At 72.7% G+C, this 17,816-nt stretch carries 15 protein-coding genes; 12 read left to right on the forward strand and 3 right to left on the reverse strand.

Translation table 11 applies throughout. The features are described from left to right. The first annotated feature begins 128 nt into the window (after positions 1–128). From ACZ4TG_RS26445 to ACZ4TG_RS26455, 3 genes are all read left to right on the forward strand, one after another. Positions 129–1,301, forward strand: coding sequence for an alpha/beta hydrolase (locus ACZ4TG_RS26445; protein ID WP_468167021.1), 1,173 nt, complete (start codon positions 129–131; stop codon positions 1,299–1,301). Between the two features lie 176 nt (positions 1,302–1,477). Beyond that, positions 1,478–2,554: an alpha/beta hydrolase gene (locus ACZ4TG_RS26450; protein WP_468167023.1), complete on the forward strand. Its 1,077-nt coding sequence runs from the start codon at positions 1,478–1,480 to the stop codon at positions 2,552–2,554. Beyond that, a complete protein-coding gene (locus ACZ4TG_RS26455; RefSeq protein ID WP_468167025.1) occupies positions 2,551–3,339 on the forward strand; it encodes a trypsin-like serine peptidase in 789 nt (262 codons plus the stop codon). The genes ACZ4TG_RS26450 and ACZ4TG_RS26455 overlap by 4 nt, the downstream gene beginning before the upstream one ends. Positions 3,340–3,377: 38 nt before the next feature. On the opposite strand, the gene ACZ4TG_RS26460 is transcribed toward ACZ4TG_RS26455, so the two are convergent. The 3 genes from ACZ4TG_RS26460 to ACZ4TG_RS26470 form a co-directional block, all read right to left on the reverse strand. Next, the gene (locus ACZ4TG_RS26460; protein ID WP_468167027.1) at positions 3,378–4,274 is read right to left on the reverse strand and encodes an EamA family transporter; all 897 of its coding nucleotides are present in this window, start codon (positions 4,272–4,274) and stop codon (positions 3,378–3,380) included. Positions 4,275–4,327: 53 nt separating this feature from the next. Next, on the reverse strand, positions 4,328–5,155 hold the full coding sequence (locus tag ACZ4TG_RS26465; RefSeq protein WP_468167029.1) for an isocitrate lyase/PEP mutase family protein: 828 nt from the start codon (positions 5,153–5,155) through the stop codon (positions 4,328–4,330). Positions 5,156–5,251: 96 nt separating this feature from the next. Next, entirely contained in the window at positions 5,252–6,364 is a 1,113-nt protein-coding gene (locus ACZ4TG_RS26470) for a pyridoxal-phosphate dependent enzyme (protein ID WP_468167031.1), read from the reverse strand. 218 nt (positions 6,365–6,582) lie between these two features. Here ACZ4TG_RS26470 and ACZ4TG_RS26475 point away from each other — a divergent pair, with 218 nt between their 5' ends. The 9 genes from ACZ4TG_RS26475 (at position 6,583) to ACZ4TG_RS26515 (ending at position 17,749) form a co-directional block, all read left to right on the forward strand. Beyond that, positions 6,583–8,154 carry a S8 family peptidase gene (locus ACZ4TG_RS26475; RefSeq protein ID WP_468167033.1) on the forward strand — a complete coding sequence of 524 codons (1,572 nt, stop codon included), beginning with the start codon at positions 6,583–6,585 and terminating at the stop codon, positions 8,152–8,154. 142 nt (positions 8,155–8,296) lie between these two features. Then, the gene (locus ACZ4TG_RS26480) at positions 8,297–9,445 is read left to right on the forward strand and encodes a DUF4190 domain-containing protein (protein ID WP_468167035.1); all 1,149 of its coding nucleotides are present in this window, start codon (positions 8,297–8,299) and stop codon (positions 9,443–9,445) included. A 137-nt stretch (positions 9,446–9,582) separates the two neighbouring features. Beyond that, the gene (locus ACZ4TG_RS26485; RefSeq protein ID WP_468167037.1) at positions 9,583–10,335 is read left to right on the forward strand and encodes a GntR family transcriptional regulator; all 753 of its coding nucleotides are present in this window, start codon (positions 9,583–9,585) and stop codon (positions 10,333–10,335) included. 235 nt (positions 10,336–10,570) lie between these two features. Continuing rightward, a complete protein-coding gene (locus ACZ4TG_RS26490; protein ID WP_468167039.1) occupies positions 10,571–12,259 on the forward strand; it encodes a purine-cytosine permease family protein in 1,689 nt (562 codons plus the stop codon). 160 nt (positions 12,260–12,419) lie between these two features. After that, positions 12,420–12,614: an SPOR domain-containing protein gene (locus ACZ4TG_RS26495; RefSeq protein ID WP_365617778.1), complete on the forward strand. Its 195-nt coding sequence runs from the start codon at positions 12,420–12,422 to the stop codon at positions 12,612–12,614. A 37-nt stretch (positions 12,615–12,651) separates the two neighbouring features. Continuing rightward, positions 12,652–13,080: a (deoxy)nucleoside triphosphate pyrophosphohydrolase gene (locus tag ACZ4TG_RS26500; protein ID WP_468167041.1), complete on the forward strand. Its 429-nt coding sequence runs from the start codon at positions 12,652–12,654 to the stop codon at positions 13,078–13,080. A gap of 153 nt (positions 13,081–13,233) precedes the next feature. Next, positions 13,234–13,662, forward strand: coding sequence for an ATP-binding protein (locus ACZ4TG_RS26505; RefSeq protein WP_468167043.1), 429 nt, complete (start codon positions 13,234–13,236; stop codon positions 13,660–13,662). Between the two features lie 158 nt (positions 13,663–13,820). Then, a complete protein-coding gene (locus ACZ4TG_RS26510; RefSeq protein ID WP_468167299.1) occupies positions 13,821–16,433 on the forward strand; it encodes a SpoIIE family protein phosphatase in 2,613 nt (870 codons plus the stop codon). Between the two features lie 107 nt (positions 16,434–16,540). Further along, positions 16,541–17,749: a hypothetical protein gene (locus ACZ4TG_RS26515; RefSeq protein WP_468167045.1), complete on the forward strand. Its 1,209-nt coding sequence runs from the start codon at positions 16,541–16,543 to the stop codon at positions 17,747–17,749. Positions 17,750–17,816: the final 67 nt, after the last annotated feature.

Here is a 17,816-nt window from a genome sequence, read left to right on the forward strand (position 1 = left end):
GCGGTGAGACGCGGGTCATGTTTTTGCCTGGTTTTGGAACTCCCGGCAGGATTCGTACATCAGGACCAATGGGATGCCCAGCCGTTCTGTCCCGCTGGGGGCAGCCATGACCGTTCGGAGCGAAGTCCGTGCACCAGCACCAGCAGCAGTACGACCAGCACCAGTCGCCCCCGCCCCCGCCCCCGTACGGTGACCGCGCGCCCGCGGCGGCCCCCGCTCCCGCGACCGGGCGGTCCCGCCGGGCGATATGGATCAGCGCGTCCCTGGTCCTGCTGATACTCGTCGGCGCCGGCGGCTTCACCGCCTGGAAGAACGAGTGGTTCTCCGGCAACGGCGAGAGCGTGAGCTTCGGCAAGAACCCCCCGCCCGCGGACGCGGACGCGGGCAACGGCCAGAAGGCCCCCGGCGCCCCCTCCGCCCCGGCCCAGCCCTCCGGTGACCCGGACGTGCTGCTGCCCTCCGGCCCGCGGTCCGACTTCAAGCAGACCGCCAAGCTCGACGACGGCACGGTCATCGCCAAGACCCGCCTCGCGGGAGCGAAGTCCGGCTTCGAGGGCGACGTCTGGGTGTGGACGCCGAAGGAGTACAACGAGAAGAAGTACGAGAAGAGCGCCTTCCCGGTGCTCATCGCGCTTCCCGGCGGCAACGGCTTCCCCGCCAACTACTGGTCCGACCGCAGCCTGGGCCTCCAGAAGGCCATCAGCGAGGGCGTCCAGGCCGCTACCAGCCTGCCGTTCATCGTGATCATGCCGGTGCTCAACCCGGACAACAAGTACTACTACGACGGCGCCGACATCCCCGGCCAGCCCAAGATGGGCACCTGGATCGCCGAGGACGTCCCGGACTTCACCCGCGCCAACTTCCGCACGTACAAGTCCCGCGACGGCTGGGCCTTCATGGGCTCCTCCTCCGGCGCCTTCGTCGGCATGAAGCAGGTCCTCGAGCACCCGGACAAGTTCAAGGCCGTGATCGCCAGCGGCGGTGAGATCGTTCCCGACTCCCCGCTCTGGAAGGGCCACCAGGCGGAGATGGACGCGAACAACCCCGAGAAGCTCGCCAGGAAGCTGATCGACGGCAAGGGCCCGGAGGTCTTCATCAACTTCCAGGTCGGCACGAAGGAGACGGGCAAGGACCGGATGCTGAAGTTCCAGCAGGAGTACGGCAAGGGCCCGGTCAAGATCACCATCCGCGACATCCAGAACGGCGAGCACAACGGCTGGCACTACGTGCGCGGCATGAAGGAAGGCTCGCTGGAGTGGATCAGCAAGGTGCTGAAGGGCCCGAAGCCCGAAGCCGGCTGATCTCCCCGCCCCCCGCACGGACCCGACGCGCCACCACGCCGCGTGGCGCTCGCCACGTCACCCCCGTCCCGGGCAACCCATAGCGTCGTTGACACCTCTGACAGGGGTGTAAGGGGGACCGATCGGTCCGACCCGCGCTCGGCGACGAGCGCCGGAGAAGGAACGGGAACAAATCCGTGCAGCAAGACCAGCAAGGCGAAGGCGGCCCCACGACCAAGGGCCGCCGCCGTCCCAAGCGCCTGATCCTGATCAGCTCAGGCCTCGCCCTCACGCTCGCCGGGGGCGGCGCGGCGGCGTACAAGTGCGGCATCTTCTCGGACATAGGGGATCCCGTGGCCTTCGGGAAGACCCAGGAGACGGCCGCCGCCACCGAGGACATCCGCCCGGGCGTGCACATGCCCACCGGCCCGAAGGCCACGTTCGTCCGCAGCGCCCGGCTGCCGGACGGCACCCAGATCGCGCAGACCACCCTGACGGGAGCCAAGTCCGGCTTCACGGGTGACGTGTGGGTGTGGGTGCCGAAGGAGTACGACGACCCGAAGTACGCGAAGAGCGCCTTCCCGGTCCTGATCTCCCTGCCCGGCGGCCGCGGCTACCCCAAGAACTACTGGGGCACCGGCCCCGGCCTCGGCCTCCAGCAGGCCGTGATCGACGGGGTGAAGGACGGCACCAGCCTGCCCTTCATCCTCGTCATGCCGGTGATCAACGCCGACACCAAGCACCACTTCGACGGCTCGGACATCCCCGGCCAGCCGAAGATGGGCACCTGGATGGCCGATGACGTCCCGGAATTCACGAAGGCCAATTTCCGTACCTTCGACTCCCGCGACGGCTGGGCCTTCATGGGCTCCTCGTCCGGCGGGTTCGGCGCCTTCAAGCACGTCCTGAAGTACCCCGACCGCTTCAAGGCGGTCATCGCGAGCGGCGTGGACATCGTCCCCGACTCCCCGCTGTGGAAGGGGAACCGGCAGGCCATGGACGAGAACAACCCGGAGAAGCTCGCCGAGAAGCTGATCCGCGCGGGCGGTCCCGACGTCTACGTCAACTTCCAGATCGGCACCAAGGAGGGCGGCCGCGACCTCGCCGAGAAGTTCATGAAGGAGTACGGCAGGGGCCCCGTGCACACCCGGCTCCAGGTGATCCAGGATGGTGAGCACAACGGAAAGTCGTACGTACGCGGTATGAGGGAGGGTTCCCTGGAGTGGATCAGCAAGGTCATGTCGCCGCCGACCCCCGATCCCGCCGTGCGATGAGCACGAGGGTGAAGGGGCTCTCGGCCGCCGCCCTCGCCGTGATCGCGGCGGTCTTCGCCGTCGCGTTCGCCGAGTCCGCCCAGGACCGGCCGGTGCACCCCTTCCCCACCGTCGGCGTCCTCATGGCCAACGGGGAGCACTGGTGCACGGCGAGTGTCGTCGACAGCCCCGAGGGCAACGTCGTCGCCACCGCCGCGCACTGCGTGGCCCCCGCCGGCGAGGACGGACAGCCCGGCGAGGTCGCCCACGACGGCCTCGCCATCGGCGAGCTCGCCTTCGCCCCCGCCTTCTCCGGCGAGGGCGAGGGCACCCAGCCCCTCGGCGTGTGGAAGGTCCGCTCCGTCCAGGTGGACGAGCGCTGGACGAAGTGGGGCGACGACACCGCCGACTTCGCCTTCCTCACCGTCGAGCCGGACGAGGACGGGCGCAGCCTCCAGGACCGGGTCGGCCGGAGCGAGGCCCCCAAGCCCGACTGGACCTCCGGATACGAGCGCGACGTCACCGTCGTCGGCTACCCGGAGTCCGAGCACAACCCGCAGAACAAGCCCGTCTCCTGCACGACCCAGACCCGGCACGACGAGGACGACCCCGACATGCTGTACATCAACTGCTCGGGCTTCTGGACCGGGACCAGCGGCAGCCCCTGGATCGCCGACCGCGGCGGCCCGGGGCAGCCCGGCCGGCTGATCGGGGTGCTCAGCGGCGGGGACACGGACGTGGACTCCACCGCCGCGCTCTACGACGAGAAGGCCAGGGCGCTGTACGAGCGGGCCGCGCGCGGCTGACCGCGGGCCGCCCCTGCTCCCGCACCCCGTACGGGCCCTCAGCTCTTGCGCTCCGTACTGACGATCACGCCCACCGCCGCCACGACCACCGCGCCGCCGACCAGGATCGGCCAGGTCAGCGCCTCGTCGAGGATCAGCGCGCCCAGCGCCACGGCGACGACCGGGTTGACGTACGCGTACGTGGCCACCAGCGACAGCGGCGCGGCCCGCAGCAGCCACACGTACGCGGTGAAGCCGACGAGCGAGCCGAAGAGGACGAGGTAGCCCAGCGCCAGCCAGGACGAGGCGGAGAACGCGGCCACGTCCAGCCCGCGCTGCTCGCCCCGGCCGAGGCCGACCAGAACGCCGCCGACCCCGCCCGCGAGCATCTGGTACGCGCTCCCCGCGAAGGGATTGCCCGGCAGCGTCAGCTTCGACGCGGCGAAGGAGCCCAGCGCCCACAGGACGGACGCGGCCACCACCAGCAGCACGCCCGAGAGGCGTACGGTCCCGCTCAGCCCCGGGCTGGTCAGCACGGCCAGCCCGGCCAGGCCGAGCAGCACCCCGGCCAGGGTGCGTACCTGAGGCCGGTCCCCGGTGCCCGCCCGCAGCACCACCAGCCACATCGGCACCGCGGCCACCACGAGGGCCGCGAGGCCGGACGGGATCGAGGTCTCCGCGAGCACGACCAGGCCGTTGCCCCCGAGGATCAGCAGCAGCCCCACCAGTACGGCCGAGCCGAGCTCGGCGCGGGTGGCCTTCAGCGCGGCCGGGCCGTACCGCCAGGCGACGATGCCCGCCAGCAGCAGGCCGGCGGCGATGAACCGGGCTCCGGCCGACAGGAACGGCGGCATGGTGTGCACGACGATCCGGATGCCGAGGTAGGTGGACCCCCAGACGACGTACACGAGGGCGAGGGCGGTCCAGACGGAGCCGGAGATCTTCGATGTGGGCACGGCGGGAGCCTATGGTCGTTGGCCCGTACAGGCTTCTTGTTTTCCGGGCTGTCTCAGCCCTTGAGCAGGGCGTTCAGCTCGCCATAGGGGAGGGAGCCGGTGAGGGAGGTGTACGTGCCGGAGCCGAGCATCTCCTGCGTGGCGCGGCGGACGACGGCGTACGCGGCCTCCGCCACCCAGGAGCCGAGGCTGACGCGGGAGACGCCGAGGGCGCCGAGCTCGGCCACCGTGGGGGCGCCGGGGCCGACGAGGACGTTCAGCGGGGCGTCGATGCCCTTGGCGAGCTCGGCGACGGTGCCGGGGTCGGTGACGCCGGGCACGAAGATGCCGGTGGCGCCGGCCCGGAGGTAGGCGGCGGCCCGGGCCAGGGTCTCGTCGAGGCGGGTGCCGGGATCGCCGAGGCCGAAGAGGTACGTGTCCACGCGGGCGTTGATGTAGAGCGGGATCCCGGCGGCTTCGGCGGCGGCGCGGGCCGCGGCCAGGCGCTCCGCGTGGTCGGCGGGGGCGCGGTTGCCGTCCTCGATGTTGATCCCGACCGCGCCGGCGGCCAGGACCCCGGTGACGGTCTCGGCGACCGCGGCGGGGTCGGCGCCGAAGCCGCCCTCGATGTCGGCGGTGACCGGCACCGAGACGGCGGAGGCCACCCGGGCGACGAGGTCGAGCGCCCGGTCCCGGCTCAGGGCGTCCCCGTCGGGAGCCCCGAGGGACCAGGCGACCCCGGCGCTGGTGGTGGCGACGGCGGCGCCGCCGGAGGCCTCGACGAGGCGGGCACTGGCCACGTCCCAGGCGTTGGCCAGGGCGAGCGGGGCGGCGGGGGTGTGCAGAGCGGCGAAGGCGCCGGCCCGGGCGGTCTGCCGGGCGGGGCCGAGATCAGCGGTCATGGGCACAGTCCAGCAGACGGGGCGGCCCGGGGCTGGCGATTTTCCGCCGTGTGCGTACGCCGCCCGGCCGCCCCGGGCCGCCGCCCCGGCCCGGGCTTACGGGGCCAGGCCCGTCTTCGCGCCCGCGCCGCAGAGGGGGAGGACCGCCGTGCGGCCCTGGAGGGGGTCCGTGGGGGCGCCCGGGGAGACCGCCGCCCAGCAGGCCGCGGCCGTCGGCTCGACGAACAGGCCCCGCGCCGCCAGGTCCCGCTGGGCCGCCCGCAGCCGCTCCTCCGACACCGTCACGAACGTGCCGCCGGTCTCGCGGACCGCCGCCAGGATCTGCCGTGCCCGCGGCGGCGCCGGGATCGCGATCCCCTCGGCCAGGGTGGGCCGCTGGGCCACCGGCCGCGCCTCCTGCGCCCCCGCCGCGAAGGCCTCCGCCAGCGGGGCCACCGCCTCCGCCTGGACGGCGATCAGCGCCGGCGGCCGCACCCCGCGCCGGCCGAGCTCCCGCACCGCCAGCGCGGCCCCCAGCAGCAGGGTGCCGTTGCCCACGGGCACCACCAGTGCCTCCGGCAGCCGGCCGCCCAGCTCCTCCCAGATCTCGTACGCGTACGTCTTCGTGCCGTGCAGGAAGTACGGGTTGAAGACGTGGCTCGCGTAGAAGACCCCCGGCTCCTCCGCGGCGGCCCGGGCCGCCAGCGCGGCGGCCTCGCGCCCGCCCGGCACCACCCGGACCACCGCCCCGTGCGCCCGCATCTGCGCGGTCTTCTTCTCCGAGGTGCCCTCGGGCACGAAAACTTCACAACTCAGCCCGGCCCGCGCGCAGTAGGCGGCGAACGAGGTCCCCGCGTTGCCGCTGCTGTCCGCGACGACCCGCTCCGGAGCCAGCCGCCGGGCCAGCTCCACGAGCATCACCGCACCCCGGTCCTTGAAGGACAGCGTCGGCATCAGGAAGTCGAGCTTGGCGTGAACGCGCTCCGCCAGCGGCACCAGCGGAGTGTGCCCCTCGGCGAGCGACACCGAGAACGCTCCAGGCAGCGGCAGCACGGATCCGTACCGCCACAGCGAGTTGGGTCCGGCGGCCGGCTCCAGCGCGATGGCCGGATCGGGTGCGAAGTCGAGGTCCCACGGTCCGGCGCACACCGGGCAGCACCACGGCGCCGTCCGGACGTCGGCGCGGGTGCCGTCCTCGGGGCAGACGTAACCAGGCAGTGCGTGCGTCATGTGCGGAACGCCTTTGCTCGTTCATGGCCGTTGTATGGCACGGATGTTACGCGTGCGTTGTCCTCTTGTGGGATGGCGCGGGGGTGGGTCAACCTTTCGGAGGCGACGGCCCGTTGGGCGGTGCACCAGCCGCGATGTCTTGTCATGGCCATGCTTATCCAGCTCCGGTCCGACGCCCCACCCCCCGCAGCGCACCACCTATGAGGAGGACCCCTCACATGTCCGTGATGCGTCACACCCGCCGGAAGATCGCCGGCATCAGCGCCACCGCCGTCGTGGCCCTCGCACTGGGCGCGGCCGCCGCGTTACCCGCCTCCGCGGCCGACGGCCCCCAGGGCGTCATCGAGAACGCCGGCGCCGCCGATGCCGTCGCCGGCAGCTACATCGTGACCCTGAACGACTCCGCCGCCCGCTCCACCGCCGACAGCGGCAAGGCCGTCGCCAAGCGGTACGGCGCGAGGATCGACCGGACCTACAGCGCCGCCCTCAACGGCTACTCCGTGGAAGTCTCCGAGGCGCAGGCCAGAAAGCTCGCCGCCGACCCGGCGGTCAAGTCGGTCGTGCAGAACCGCCTCTTCACCGTCGACGCCACCCAGCCCAACCCGCCGTCGTGGGGCCTGGACCGCATCGACCAGCGGGCGCTCCCGCTCGACCAGAGCTACACCTACCCGGACAAGGCCGGTGAGGGCGTCACGGCGTACATCATCGACACCGGCGTCCGCAAGACGCACCAGGACTTCGGCGGCCGCGCCTCCGACGGCTACGACGCCATCGACAACGACAACACCGCCCAGGACGGCCACGGTCACGGCACGCACGTCGCCGGCACCGTCGCGGGCGGCACGTACGGCGTGGCCAAGAAGGCCAAGATCGTCGGCGTCCGCGTGCTCGACAACAACGGCTCCGGTACGACCGCCCAGGTCGTCGCGGGCATCGACTGGGTGACCCGCAACGCCGTCAAGCCCGCCGTGGCGAACATGTCGCTCGGCGGCGGTGCGGACTCCGCGCTCGACACCGCCGTGCGCAACTCCATAGCCGCCGGCATCACGTACGGCGTGGCGGCGGGCAACGAGTCCACCGACGCCTCCACCAAGTCCCCGGCGCGGGTGGCCGAGGCGATCACGGTCGGGGCGACCACCAGCACCGACGCCAAGGCCAGCTACTCCAACTACGGCTCCATCCTCGACATCTTCGCGCCGGGTTCCTCCATCACCTCCTCGTGGGGCACCGGCGACACCGCCACCAACACCATCTCGGGTACCTCGATGGCCACCCCGCACGTCGTGGGCGCGGCCGCCCTGTACCTCTCGCAGAACCCGGCCAGCACCCCGGCGCAGGTCCGTGACGGCCTGGTCGCGGCGGCCACCCCGAACGTGGTGACGGGCCCCGGCAGCGGCTCCCCGAACCGCCTGCTGTACGTCGGGGGTTCCACCACCCCGCCGAACCCGGGCACCCGCTTCGAGAACGCGGCCGACTACGCGATCAACGACAACTCCACCGTCGAGTCGCCGGTCACCGTCAGCGGGATCTCCGGCAACGCCCCGAGCGCCCTCAAGGTGGACGTCGACATCAAGCACACGTACGTCGGTGACCTGAAGGTCGACCTCGTCGCCCCCGACGGCACCGTCTACAACCTGCGCAACCGCACCGGCGGCAGCGCGGACAACATCCTCCAGTCCTTCACCGTGAACGCCTCCTCCGAGGTAGCCAACGGGGTCTGGAAGCTGCGGGTCGCCGACCTCGCGGGCGCCGACGTCGGCAAGATCGACAGCTGGGCGCTGCAGTTCTGACGCGGCGTCCGCGCTAGGGGCAGGGCCTACGCGGACCGGTAGGACCGAGCGGTGAACCACGGGGGCGACCACAGGGCGGTCGCCCCCTCTGCGTACTATTCGCGCATTCGTTCGCGCCCCCTGTGATGGAGCATCCCGCGCCGTGACCAACCCGCCCCCGCCGAATCCCCCCGCCGGTCAGGGCTACCACTGGCCCCCGCCGTCCGCGCAGCCGATGTGGGGGCCGCCCGTGCCCCAGGGGCCGCCCGCCCTCAACGGGTTCGCGCTCGCCTCCCTGCTGGTCGGCCTGCTGTGCCTGCCGCCGCTGGGCATCGTCTTCGCCGTCGTGGCGCTGGTGCAGATCGCGAAGAAGCGGGAGCGGGGCAGGTCCCTCGCCGTCGTGGGCCTGGTGGTCTCCGTGACGATGACCGCGGGCCTGGTGTACGCCACCGGCCGGTACGCGGACCCGTTCTTCGAGCGGATCGGTTCGACGAGCGGGCTGGAGGACGTCGAGGGCCGGCTGGCGAGCATGGACGAGATGCGGCCCGGCGACTGTTTCAACGTCCCCGGCGGCGATCTCCTCGAAGAGGAGCCCTTCGTCTACAGGATCGGGTGCGCGGAGGTCCACGACGCGGAGGTGACCTCCTCCTCCCTCATGGACTCGGGCCCCTATCCGGGGGGCGTGCAGCTGAAGAAGACCGCCACCGAGACGTGCTGGAAGGCGCAGGACGAGTACGCGATGGACACCTGGGCGCTGCCGGGGTACGCGGAGATGTTCTACTTCGCCCCCACGCGCGAGCTGTGGCGCCAGGGCGACCGGCGGCTGCTCTGCGTGATCGGCACGTCGGAGGAGGAGCACAGGGGCAGCCTGCGCAAGGACGCGGCGGTGCTGACGCCGGACCAGGTGACCTTCCTGCGGGCGATGAACCAGGCCGACCAGGCGCTCGGGCGCGGGCCCGACGCGGAGGTCGACGACGCGCTGTCCGAGTACCGGCAGTGGGCCCGGCAGGTCGACGCCTCGCTGGGCGCCGAGGCGGCGATGCTCCAGGACGTCAAGGGCCGGCCCGAGGTGGGCGCGGCGGCGGCGGCCCGGCTCAAGGAGGTCGAGGCGGCGCGCAAGGAGTGGCAGCGGGCGGCGAGGGCGACGCGGCCGGCCGAGTTCCAGGACGCGTGGGACCGGGCGCTGGGGGCGGCCTCCGTCGACACGGAGAAGGCGCTGCGCGGTGCGTACGGCCTTTCGACGCGGGTTCCGGAGTGGCTTGAGGGGTACCCGGACGAGGGCGGGGAGGGCTCGTCGTCGGAGTCGGTTTGAGCGCCTCTGTGTAACGCGCGGTAACGGGTTTGAGTGACCTGGCTTCATCACTTCGAGTGAAACTCTGGCCCTTGCTTGCGGTGCACAACCGTCGGTTGCCAGGGTGTAGCTGTCTGTCAACCTGATGGGAGTGGCCAGTGACTTTCGGTGAGCAGCCGGCCTATCTGCGCGTCGCCGGGGATCTGCGACGGAAGATCGTCGATGGGTCCCTGCCCCCGCACGCCCGGCTCCCCTCGCAGGCCCGTATCCGCGAGGAGTACGGAGTCTCCGACACGGTGGCGCTGGAGGCGCGCAAGGTCCTCATGGCGGAGGGGCTCGTCGAGGGCCGGTCCGGGTCGGGCACGTACGTGCGCGAACAGCCCGTGCCGAGGCGGGTCGCCCGCTCCGGGTACCGCACCGGCACCACGTCGACGCCGTTCCGCCAGGAGCAGGCGGAATCGGGCGCGCGCGGCACGTGGGAGTCCACCAGCGAGCAGACGCAGGCCCCGGCCGAGATCGCGCAGCGGCTGGGCATCGAGCCTGGGGACCGGGTCATGCGGACCCGGTATGTCTTCCGCGACGCGGGGGAGGCGATGATGCTGTCGACCTCCTGGGAGCCGCTGGCCGTGACCGGCCGGACGCCGGTGATGCTGCCCGAGGAGGGCCCGCTGGGCGGCTCCGGGGTGGTGGACCGGATGGCCGCGATCGACGTGGTCGTCGACAACGTGGCGGAGGAGGTCGGGGCGCGGCCCGGCCTGGCCGAGGAGATCATGGCGCTGGGCGGGGTGCCGGGGCACGTGGTGCTGGTGGTGAGCCGTACGTACTTCGCCTCCGGACTGGCCGTCGAGACCGCCGACGTCGTGGTCCCCGCGGACCGCTACCGGCTGGCCTACCACCTCCCCGTCCGCTGACCCGGGCCCCGGCCGAGGCGCCGTCGTACGGGCGCCCCGGACCCGGGGCCGCCGCCGCGAGACCGGATCCCGGTCCCCGCCCCCGAGCGCCGCGGGGCCGGAGCGCGCCGCACCGGATGGCGGACACCGCGTACCGCGCCGTTAACGCCCCGGTGACGCGCGGCGGGGCGACGTAACCGCCGGGCAATGCCCACGCGTGACGCGGCGTCACACACCGGCCCTACCGTCCGGCGGTATGACCGAGACCGCCGAGACCGCCGCGCCCCCGCAGTCGCCGCCCCGCCGGAGCTACGCCAAGCTGGCCGCCGACGAGAGCCGCGAGGACTATTCCCTCCGCTACGCCCCCCACGCGTTCCGCCGCTGGAGCCCCGCATCCGTCGCGGGCACGGCGCTCGGCGGGATCGCCTACCTCGCCGACTTCGCGATCGGCGCCTCCATCGTCTTCGCCTACGGGTTCACCAGCGGCCTCGCCGCGATCCTCGCCGCCGCCGCCGTCATCTTCCTCACCGGCATCCCCATCGCGCGCGCCTGCGCCACGTACGGCCTGGACATGGACCTGGTGACGCGCGGCGCGGGCTTCGGGTACTTCGGATCCACCCTCACCTCGCTCATCTACGCCTCCTTCACCTTCATCTTCTTCGCCCTCGAAGGCTCGATCATGGCCCAGGCCATGCACCAGGCGATCGGCCTCCCGCTCCAGCTCGGGTACCTGCTCACCACGCTCATCGTGATCCCGATCGTCTTCAAGGGCATGGGCGCCCTCGCCAAGGTCCAGGCCTGGACCCAGCCCGTCTGGCTGATCGGCCTCGTGCTGCCCTTCCTCGTGCTCGCCTTCCACGCCCCGGACGCCTGGGGCGCGTTCGCCGACTTCGGCGGCACCGAGGGCGCCGGCTCCGGGTTCTCCTGGATCGGCTTCGGCTTCGGGACCGGCATCGCGCTGTCGCTCATCGCCCAGATCGGCGAACAGGCCGACTACCTGCGGTTCATGCCCGCCAAGACCGCGGCCAACAGCCGCCGGTGGAACCTCGCCGTGCTCGCCGCGGGCCCCGGCTGGGTGATCATCGGCGCCGCCAAGCAGCTCGGCGGCGCGTTCCTCGCCTTCGTCGCCCTCGAAGCGGTCGGCAAGACCCACGCGCTGGAGCCCATCGCCCCGCAGATCGAGGCCCTGCGCCCCTGGCTCGGCGGCTTCGCGCTGCCCGCCGCCGCGCTGTTCGTGATCGTCTCCCAGGTGAAGATCAACGTCACCAACGCCTACAGCGGCTCGCTGTCCTGGTCGAACTTCTTCTCCCGCGTCACCCACCGCCACCCCGGCCGGGTCTGGTACATCTTCCTCAACCTCGGCATCGCGCTGACGCTGATGGAGCTGGACATGTTCGCGATGCTCGGCAAACTCCTGGGCTTCTACTCCAACGTCGGCATCGCCTGGATCGCCGCCGTCGCGGCCGACCTCGTCATCAACAAGCGCCTCGGACTCAGCCCGCCCTACATCGAGTTCAAGCGCGCCTACCTGTACGCCGTCAACCCGGCGGGTTTCGGCGCGATGGTGATCGCCTCCACCGTCTCCATCCTCGCGTTCTTCGGACTCTTCGGCACCTACCCCGAAGCCTTCTCCACCTTCATCGCCGCCGGACTGGCGCTGGTCCTGTGCCCCCTGATCGCCTGGGCGACCAAGGGGAAGTACTACCTGGCCAGGCCGAACGAGGTGAACGGCCCCGGCATCGAGGTCCCGGACATCACCGCGACCCGCACCTGCTCGGTCTGCGAGACCGCCTACGAACTCCCCGACACGGCCGACTGCCCCGTCCAGGCGGGGCCGATCTGCTCGCTCTGCTGCTCCCTCGACGCCACCTGCGGGGACGCCTGCCGCAAGGGCGCGGACGCGGGAGCCGTGGTGCTCCCGATGCCGGTCGTGCGCCGGGTCTGAGCCGGCGCGCACGGCCCGCTCGTACGCATGGCCGGATGCGTACGCCTGCGAGGTACCTCTTCGTGAAAAACCGTATCCGCTCAGTAAAGGTCGGGCGTAAGCTCGGGCATATGCGCAATGGGGTTTCCCGGGCAGGTACATCGGCGGAGGGTGAGACGCGATGAACGACAGCGGTGCCCTGCTCCCATGGCTGGTCATACGTCAGGACGACAACGGCAACCGCTACCGGGTGGGCCGGTACTCCACCCGGGCCGAGGCCCAGAAGGTCGTCGACAGCCTCGACGACCGCGGACACAAGCAGCTCTACTGGGTCGAGCGGGTCGGTCAGGGCAGCCAGACCGCGACGACGAACTGAGCGCCGGGCCGCCGGCGCACTGACATAGGCTCCGCCCATGACTGTACGAGTGGTCGTGGGCGGAGCCCTTTGCCATGACGGGCGCCTGCTGGCCGCCCGCCGCAGCGCGCCGCCCGAGCTGGCCGGCCGGTGGGAGCTCCCGGGCGGCAAGGCCGAACCGGGTGAGACCGTCCCCGAGGCGCTGGTGCGCGAGCTGCGCGAGGAGCTCGGCGTCGAGACCGAGGCGCTGGAGCGCATCCCGGGGGAGTGGCCGCTGAAGCCCGGCCTGGTGCTGCACGTGTGGACCGCCCGGCTGCTGTCCGGTGAGCCGGAGCCGCTGGAGGACCACGACGAGCTGCGCTGGCTCGGGCCGCAGGAGCTGGACTCCGTGGACTGGCTCGACCAGGACCGACCGGCCGTCGCGGAGGCCGGACGCCGGCTGGGGCTGCTCCGGGATCAGGCGGAGGACCCCGCCCGGGGCGTGTGAGGCTCGCGCTGTAGGCCGTCTGCGCCACAGTGCGCCGGTGCGTGGGGGCTGGAGTGGTACGACGCCCTGAATATCGGGTATGTCGCTATTAATCCCTATCTCGTTCCCCTATCGTCCCTGCTGAACCCGACTGGGGTCGCCGCGGCCCGGGAAGTGATCGGCGTGATCGACACAGACGGTGAATGTGCCGAGTGGGCCTTTCCCGCCGAGCCCGGTGCCGTCCGCACCGCCCGCCACGCCGTGCGCGGAAAGCTCCGCGCCTGGGGCCTGGAGGCCGTCGGCGACGTGACCGTACTGCTGGTCAGCGAGCTGGTCACCAACTCCCTCCGCTACGCCTCCGGCCCCATCGGGGTCCGCCTGGTACGGCGCGATCCGGCCGCCGAGGGGGTGCCGTCGAGTCCTGCGCTTCTCGTGGAGGTTTCCGATCCGCTGCCGGATCCGCCCCGCGAGCGCGTCGCGAACCCGGACGACGAGGGCGGCCGGGGGCTGCACCTCGTGGCCGTCTCGGCGCAGCGCTGGGGCACCCGGCACGGGAAGTCGGGCAAGACTGTGTGGTTCGAGTTGGCACTTCCTGGTGAGTAACAAGGGGAGGAGTGGCTGACGATCACTGGACGTGGCTCGAAACAGTCGGGACCTTTTTGTGATCGTGAACGCCATGCGGACCGGGGCCGTGGTGCTGAATACTTCGGTGATGGCCGGTCCGGTTGCGGTGAGCTGGAGGGGACGGTCGCGTGAGCGAGATACCTGCGCAGGCACATCAGGCCCGAGTGTCCGGGGCGACGTGGCACGACGCCCTGTGGCACAGCAGCCCGCCTGGCTCGATATATGACTACATAAAGGTCGCTTCCTTCTCGATCGGACCTGACGGGCTGATCGACCAGTGGAGCCTGCGCGCCCAGGAACTGTTCGGTCTCTCCCCGGCCCAGGCGGTGGGGCGCGATCCCGTGGAGGCCTTCATGCCGGCCGAGCTCAGGGCCGGCGGCCACCGCAAGGTCGCGGAGATACTCGACGGCGAGGAATGGACCGGCCTCGTCCCCTTCCGGATCCCGGACGGGGACGGCGCGCACGGCGTGGCCGAGATCTATGTGATGCCCACCCAGACCGAGACCGCCGAGCGGGCCGCGCTGTGCGTCGTGGTCGACGTACGCGCGCTGCGGCGGATCGAATCCGATCTCGCGGCCTCGCAAGCCATATTCGGCCAATCCCCTTTCGGCTTCCTGCTCTTCGGTACGGACCTCACCGTGCAGCGCGCCAACCGCCGCTTCGCGACCGTCTTCGGCGGTGCGGCCGAGGAACACCGCGGCCGCACGGTGCACGACTACCTCCCGCCGCACGAGGCCGACCGGATGGCCGAAGCCCTGCGCCGGGTGCTGGAGACCGGCGAATCCGTCACCGACCTCCGGATCACCGGCGCCACCCCGCGCAGCCGGGACAACAACCGCCACTGGTCCATCAACCTCTACCGCGTCCACGGCGGCACCGGCCGGCCCGTCGGGGTCGCGGGCATCGGCATCGACGTCACCCGGCGCCACCTCGCCGCCCGCGAGGCCGCCGGCGTACGGCGCAATCTCGCCCTGCTCAACGAGGCCGGACACCGCATCGGGAACTCCCTCGACCTGGAGACCACCGCCCGGGAACTCCTCGACGTCACCGTCCCCGGCTTCTGCGACCTGGCCGCCGTGGACCTCTACCAGGGGCTGCTGCTCGGCGACGACGACCGGCCCGCCCGGCCGCAGGGCCCCGGGGTGCCCTCCCTGCCCGGGCAGGGGCCCGGCCGCGCGCCGTCCGCGCCGCTGCGGCGGGTGGCCTTCGCCTCCGCCGTGTCCGACGCCCCGCTGTCCGGGCCGGGCGCACTGGTCTCCGTAGGGGAGACGCACCGCTATCCGGCGGCCTCGCCGGGGGCGCTGGCCCTGCGGACGGCCCGGCCGCGGCTGATCGAGGGCGGCGGGTCGGACGACCTCGTCCAGTCCACGCTGGTCGTGCCGATGGTCGCCCACGACACGGTCGTCGGACTCGCGCAGTTCTCCCGTACGAAGGGCAGCGAGCCCTTCGGCGAGCGGGACCGGGCGGTGGCCGTGGAGCTGGCCGCCCGGGCCGCCGTGTGCATCGACAACGCGCGCCTGTACCGGAGGGAACACGAGCGGGCGCTGATACTCCAGCGGAGCCTGCTGCCCCCGGGCGACCCGGAGGCGGCCGGACTCGACATCGCCTGCCGGTACCTGCCGGGGAACGCGGCCACCGAAGTCGGCGGCGACTGGTTCGACGTCATCGAGCTGCCGGGACACCGCACGGCGCTGGTCGTCGGCGACGTCATGGGCCGCGGGCTGCGGGCCGCCGTGGCCATGGGCGAACTGCGCACCGCCGTACGGACCCTGGCACTGCTGGACCTCGAACCGGCGGAGGTGCTCACCGCCCTGGACGAGGTCGCCCGGGGGCTCGGGGCGCCCGGGGGCTCCCAGCAGGCCTCGCGGGCGGCGCTGCACTCCCGGGACGCGGACCGGTCGGAGGTGTACCTGGCGACCTGCGTCTACGCCGTGTACGACCCGGTGACGCGGCGGTGCACCATCGCGAACGCGGGCCACATGCCGCCGGTGCTGGTGGAACCGGCGGAGGAGGGCACCCGGCCGAGGCCCGGCCTGCTGCTGGAGGTCCCGCCGGGGATGCCGCTCGGGGTGGGCGGCGAACCCTTCGAGGAGGTGGAGATCGACCTCCCCGAGGGGGCCCTGCTGGCGCTCTACACGGACGGGCTCGTCGAGTCCCGCGACCACCCCCTGGAGGAGGGCCTGCGGGGGCTGCGGGACGCGGTCGCGGACCCGTCGCGCCCCCTGGAGGAGGTCTGCGACCACGTGCTGAACACGCTGCACACCCGGCACGGGGAGGACGACATCGCACTGCTCATGGCCCGCGTCCAGGGGCTGCCCGTCGACGCGGTCGGGGACTGGCAGCTGCCGAGGGAGGCCCGCTCGGTGGGCCGGGCACGCGAACTCGCGCGCGCGAAGCTGCCCGCGTGGGGCCTGGAGGGGCTGCTGGACACCACGGAACTGCTGGTCAGCGAGCTCGTCACCAACGCCCTGCGGTACGGGGAGGGTGAGATCCGGCTGCGGCTGCTGCTGGACCGGACCCTGGTCTGCGAGGTGTGGGACGCGAACCTGGCGCAGCCCCGCCGCCGCCGGGCACGGGACACCGACGAGGGCGGCCGGGGGCTCCAGCTGGTCGGACTGCTGTCGGCGGGCTGGGGGACGCGGCGCACGCACCGGGGCAAGACGGTGTGGTTCGAGCTGCCGCTGCCCGGGGGCGCGGTGGAGGCGGCGACGGAACTGTCGGCGGAGCAACTGCTGAGCATGTACGGGTGACTTCTGTACGGATGACCTCCCGCAGGGGCGGCGCAGCGCACCGCCGCTGACCGCCCGGCCGGGAAAACAGCTGGTGGGAGGGGGTGTCGCTGGGGCAGCATGCCGGGGTGACCGACGAAGGCCCGGCGTACGCGCCCCACGACCGCCTCCAGGGGCTCCTCCAGCGCGGCCGCGGCCTCGGCCACGCCCTGGCCCTGGACGACCCGGCGGCCGCCGCCCCGTACGTGTACGACTGCATCCGCCGGGAGTGGCGCTGGGACAGCCAGTGCGACGAGCGGGCCCTCTACCACGCCCGGCTGGTCCGCGACCTGGACCTGCCGCTCGGCCCGGTCCTCGGCCAGCTGGCCGGTGACGAGGAGGAACGGTGGCGGGCCACCGCCGTCCTGGAACTGCTCGCCCTCGGCGGCAGCGCGAGCGCCCGGGAAGGGCTGCGGGCCCACATCCGGGAGGGCGAGCACTGGGGCGACGTACTGGAGTCGGTCTCGGACCGCTGGCCCGAAGCATGGTGGGCGGACCTCGGGGACGTGGTGCGGGCCCGGGTCACCGACGAGGCCGGGCAGGCGGGGCACGCCGAGCCGTGGATCCGGTTCGGGATCCTGCCCGCGGACGCCGGCCCCGAGCCGCGGCCGGAGCCCGCCGGGGACACCCGCGCCGGCGCCGAACTGCTCGCGCTGCTCGCCGACCCGGACGCCCCCGGCGGCGACAAGATCCAGGCCCTGCGCGTGCTGGCCGGACGCGAGCCCGAGCCCGGTCTCCTCGCGCTCGTGCCCTCGCTCCACATCGCCGACAGGCGCCCGCTGCCCCTGCTCACGCGCGCCGTACGGGCACTGGGCGCGCTCGCCGTGCCCGCCGCGCGCGCCTGGGCCGAGGACGAGCGGGCCTGGCTCTCCCGGCTGGGCTTCGGCGTACTGGCCGACCACCCCGCCCCCGAGGCCCTGCCCCTGCTGCTGCGGGAACTCGCCGCCCAGTGGGAGGCCCGCACCTGGTGCGGCCCCGACGACACGGCGAGGGCCCTGGCCCACCTCGGACCGGCCGCCGCCGAGGCCGCGCCGCTGCTGCGCGCGTTCGCGGCGCGGACCCCGCACAGCTACGAGCGGGCCGACTACCTCCGGGCGATCGCCGCCGTCGACCCGGCCGGGGCGGACGAGCTGTACACCGAGTGCCTCCGGGACTGCGAGGCGCGCACCCGGCTGCTCGCCGTCGCCGCCGCACCCGCCGACCCGCGCAACCGGGAGCTGATCGCCGCGCTGCGCGACGACCCGATGGAGGACCCCGACGTCCGCGCGGCCGCCGCGCAACGGGCGAAGGGCTTCTGAGCGCGCCGCCGGAGGGGCCCACGGGATCCAAGGGAGGCAAGGGCCAAGGGGGTAACCGGCCCGAGGC

It is taken from the genome of Streptomyces sp. NPDC028314 (genome assembly GCF_055565795.1).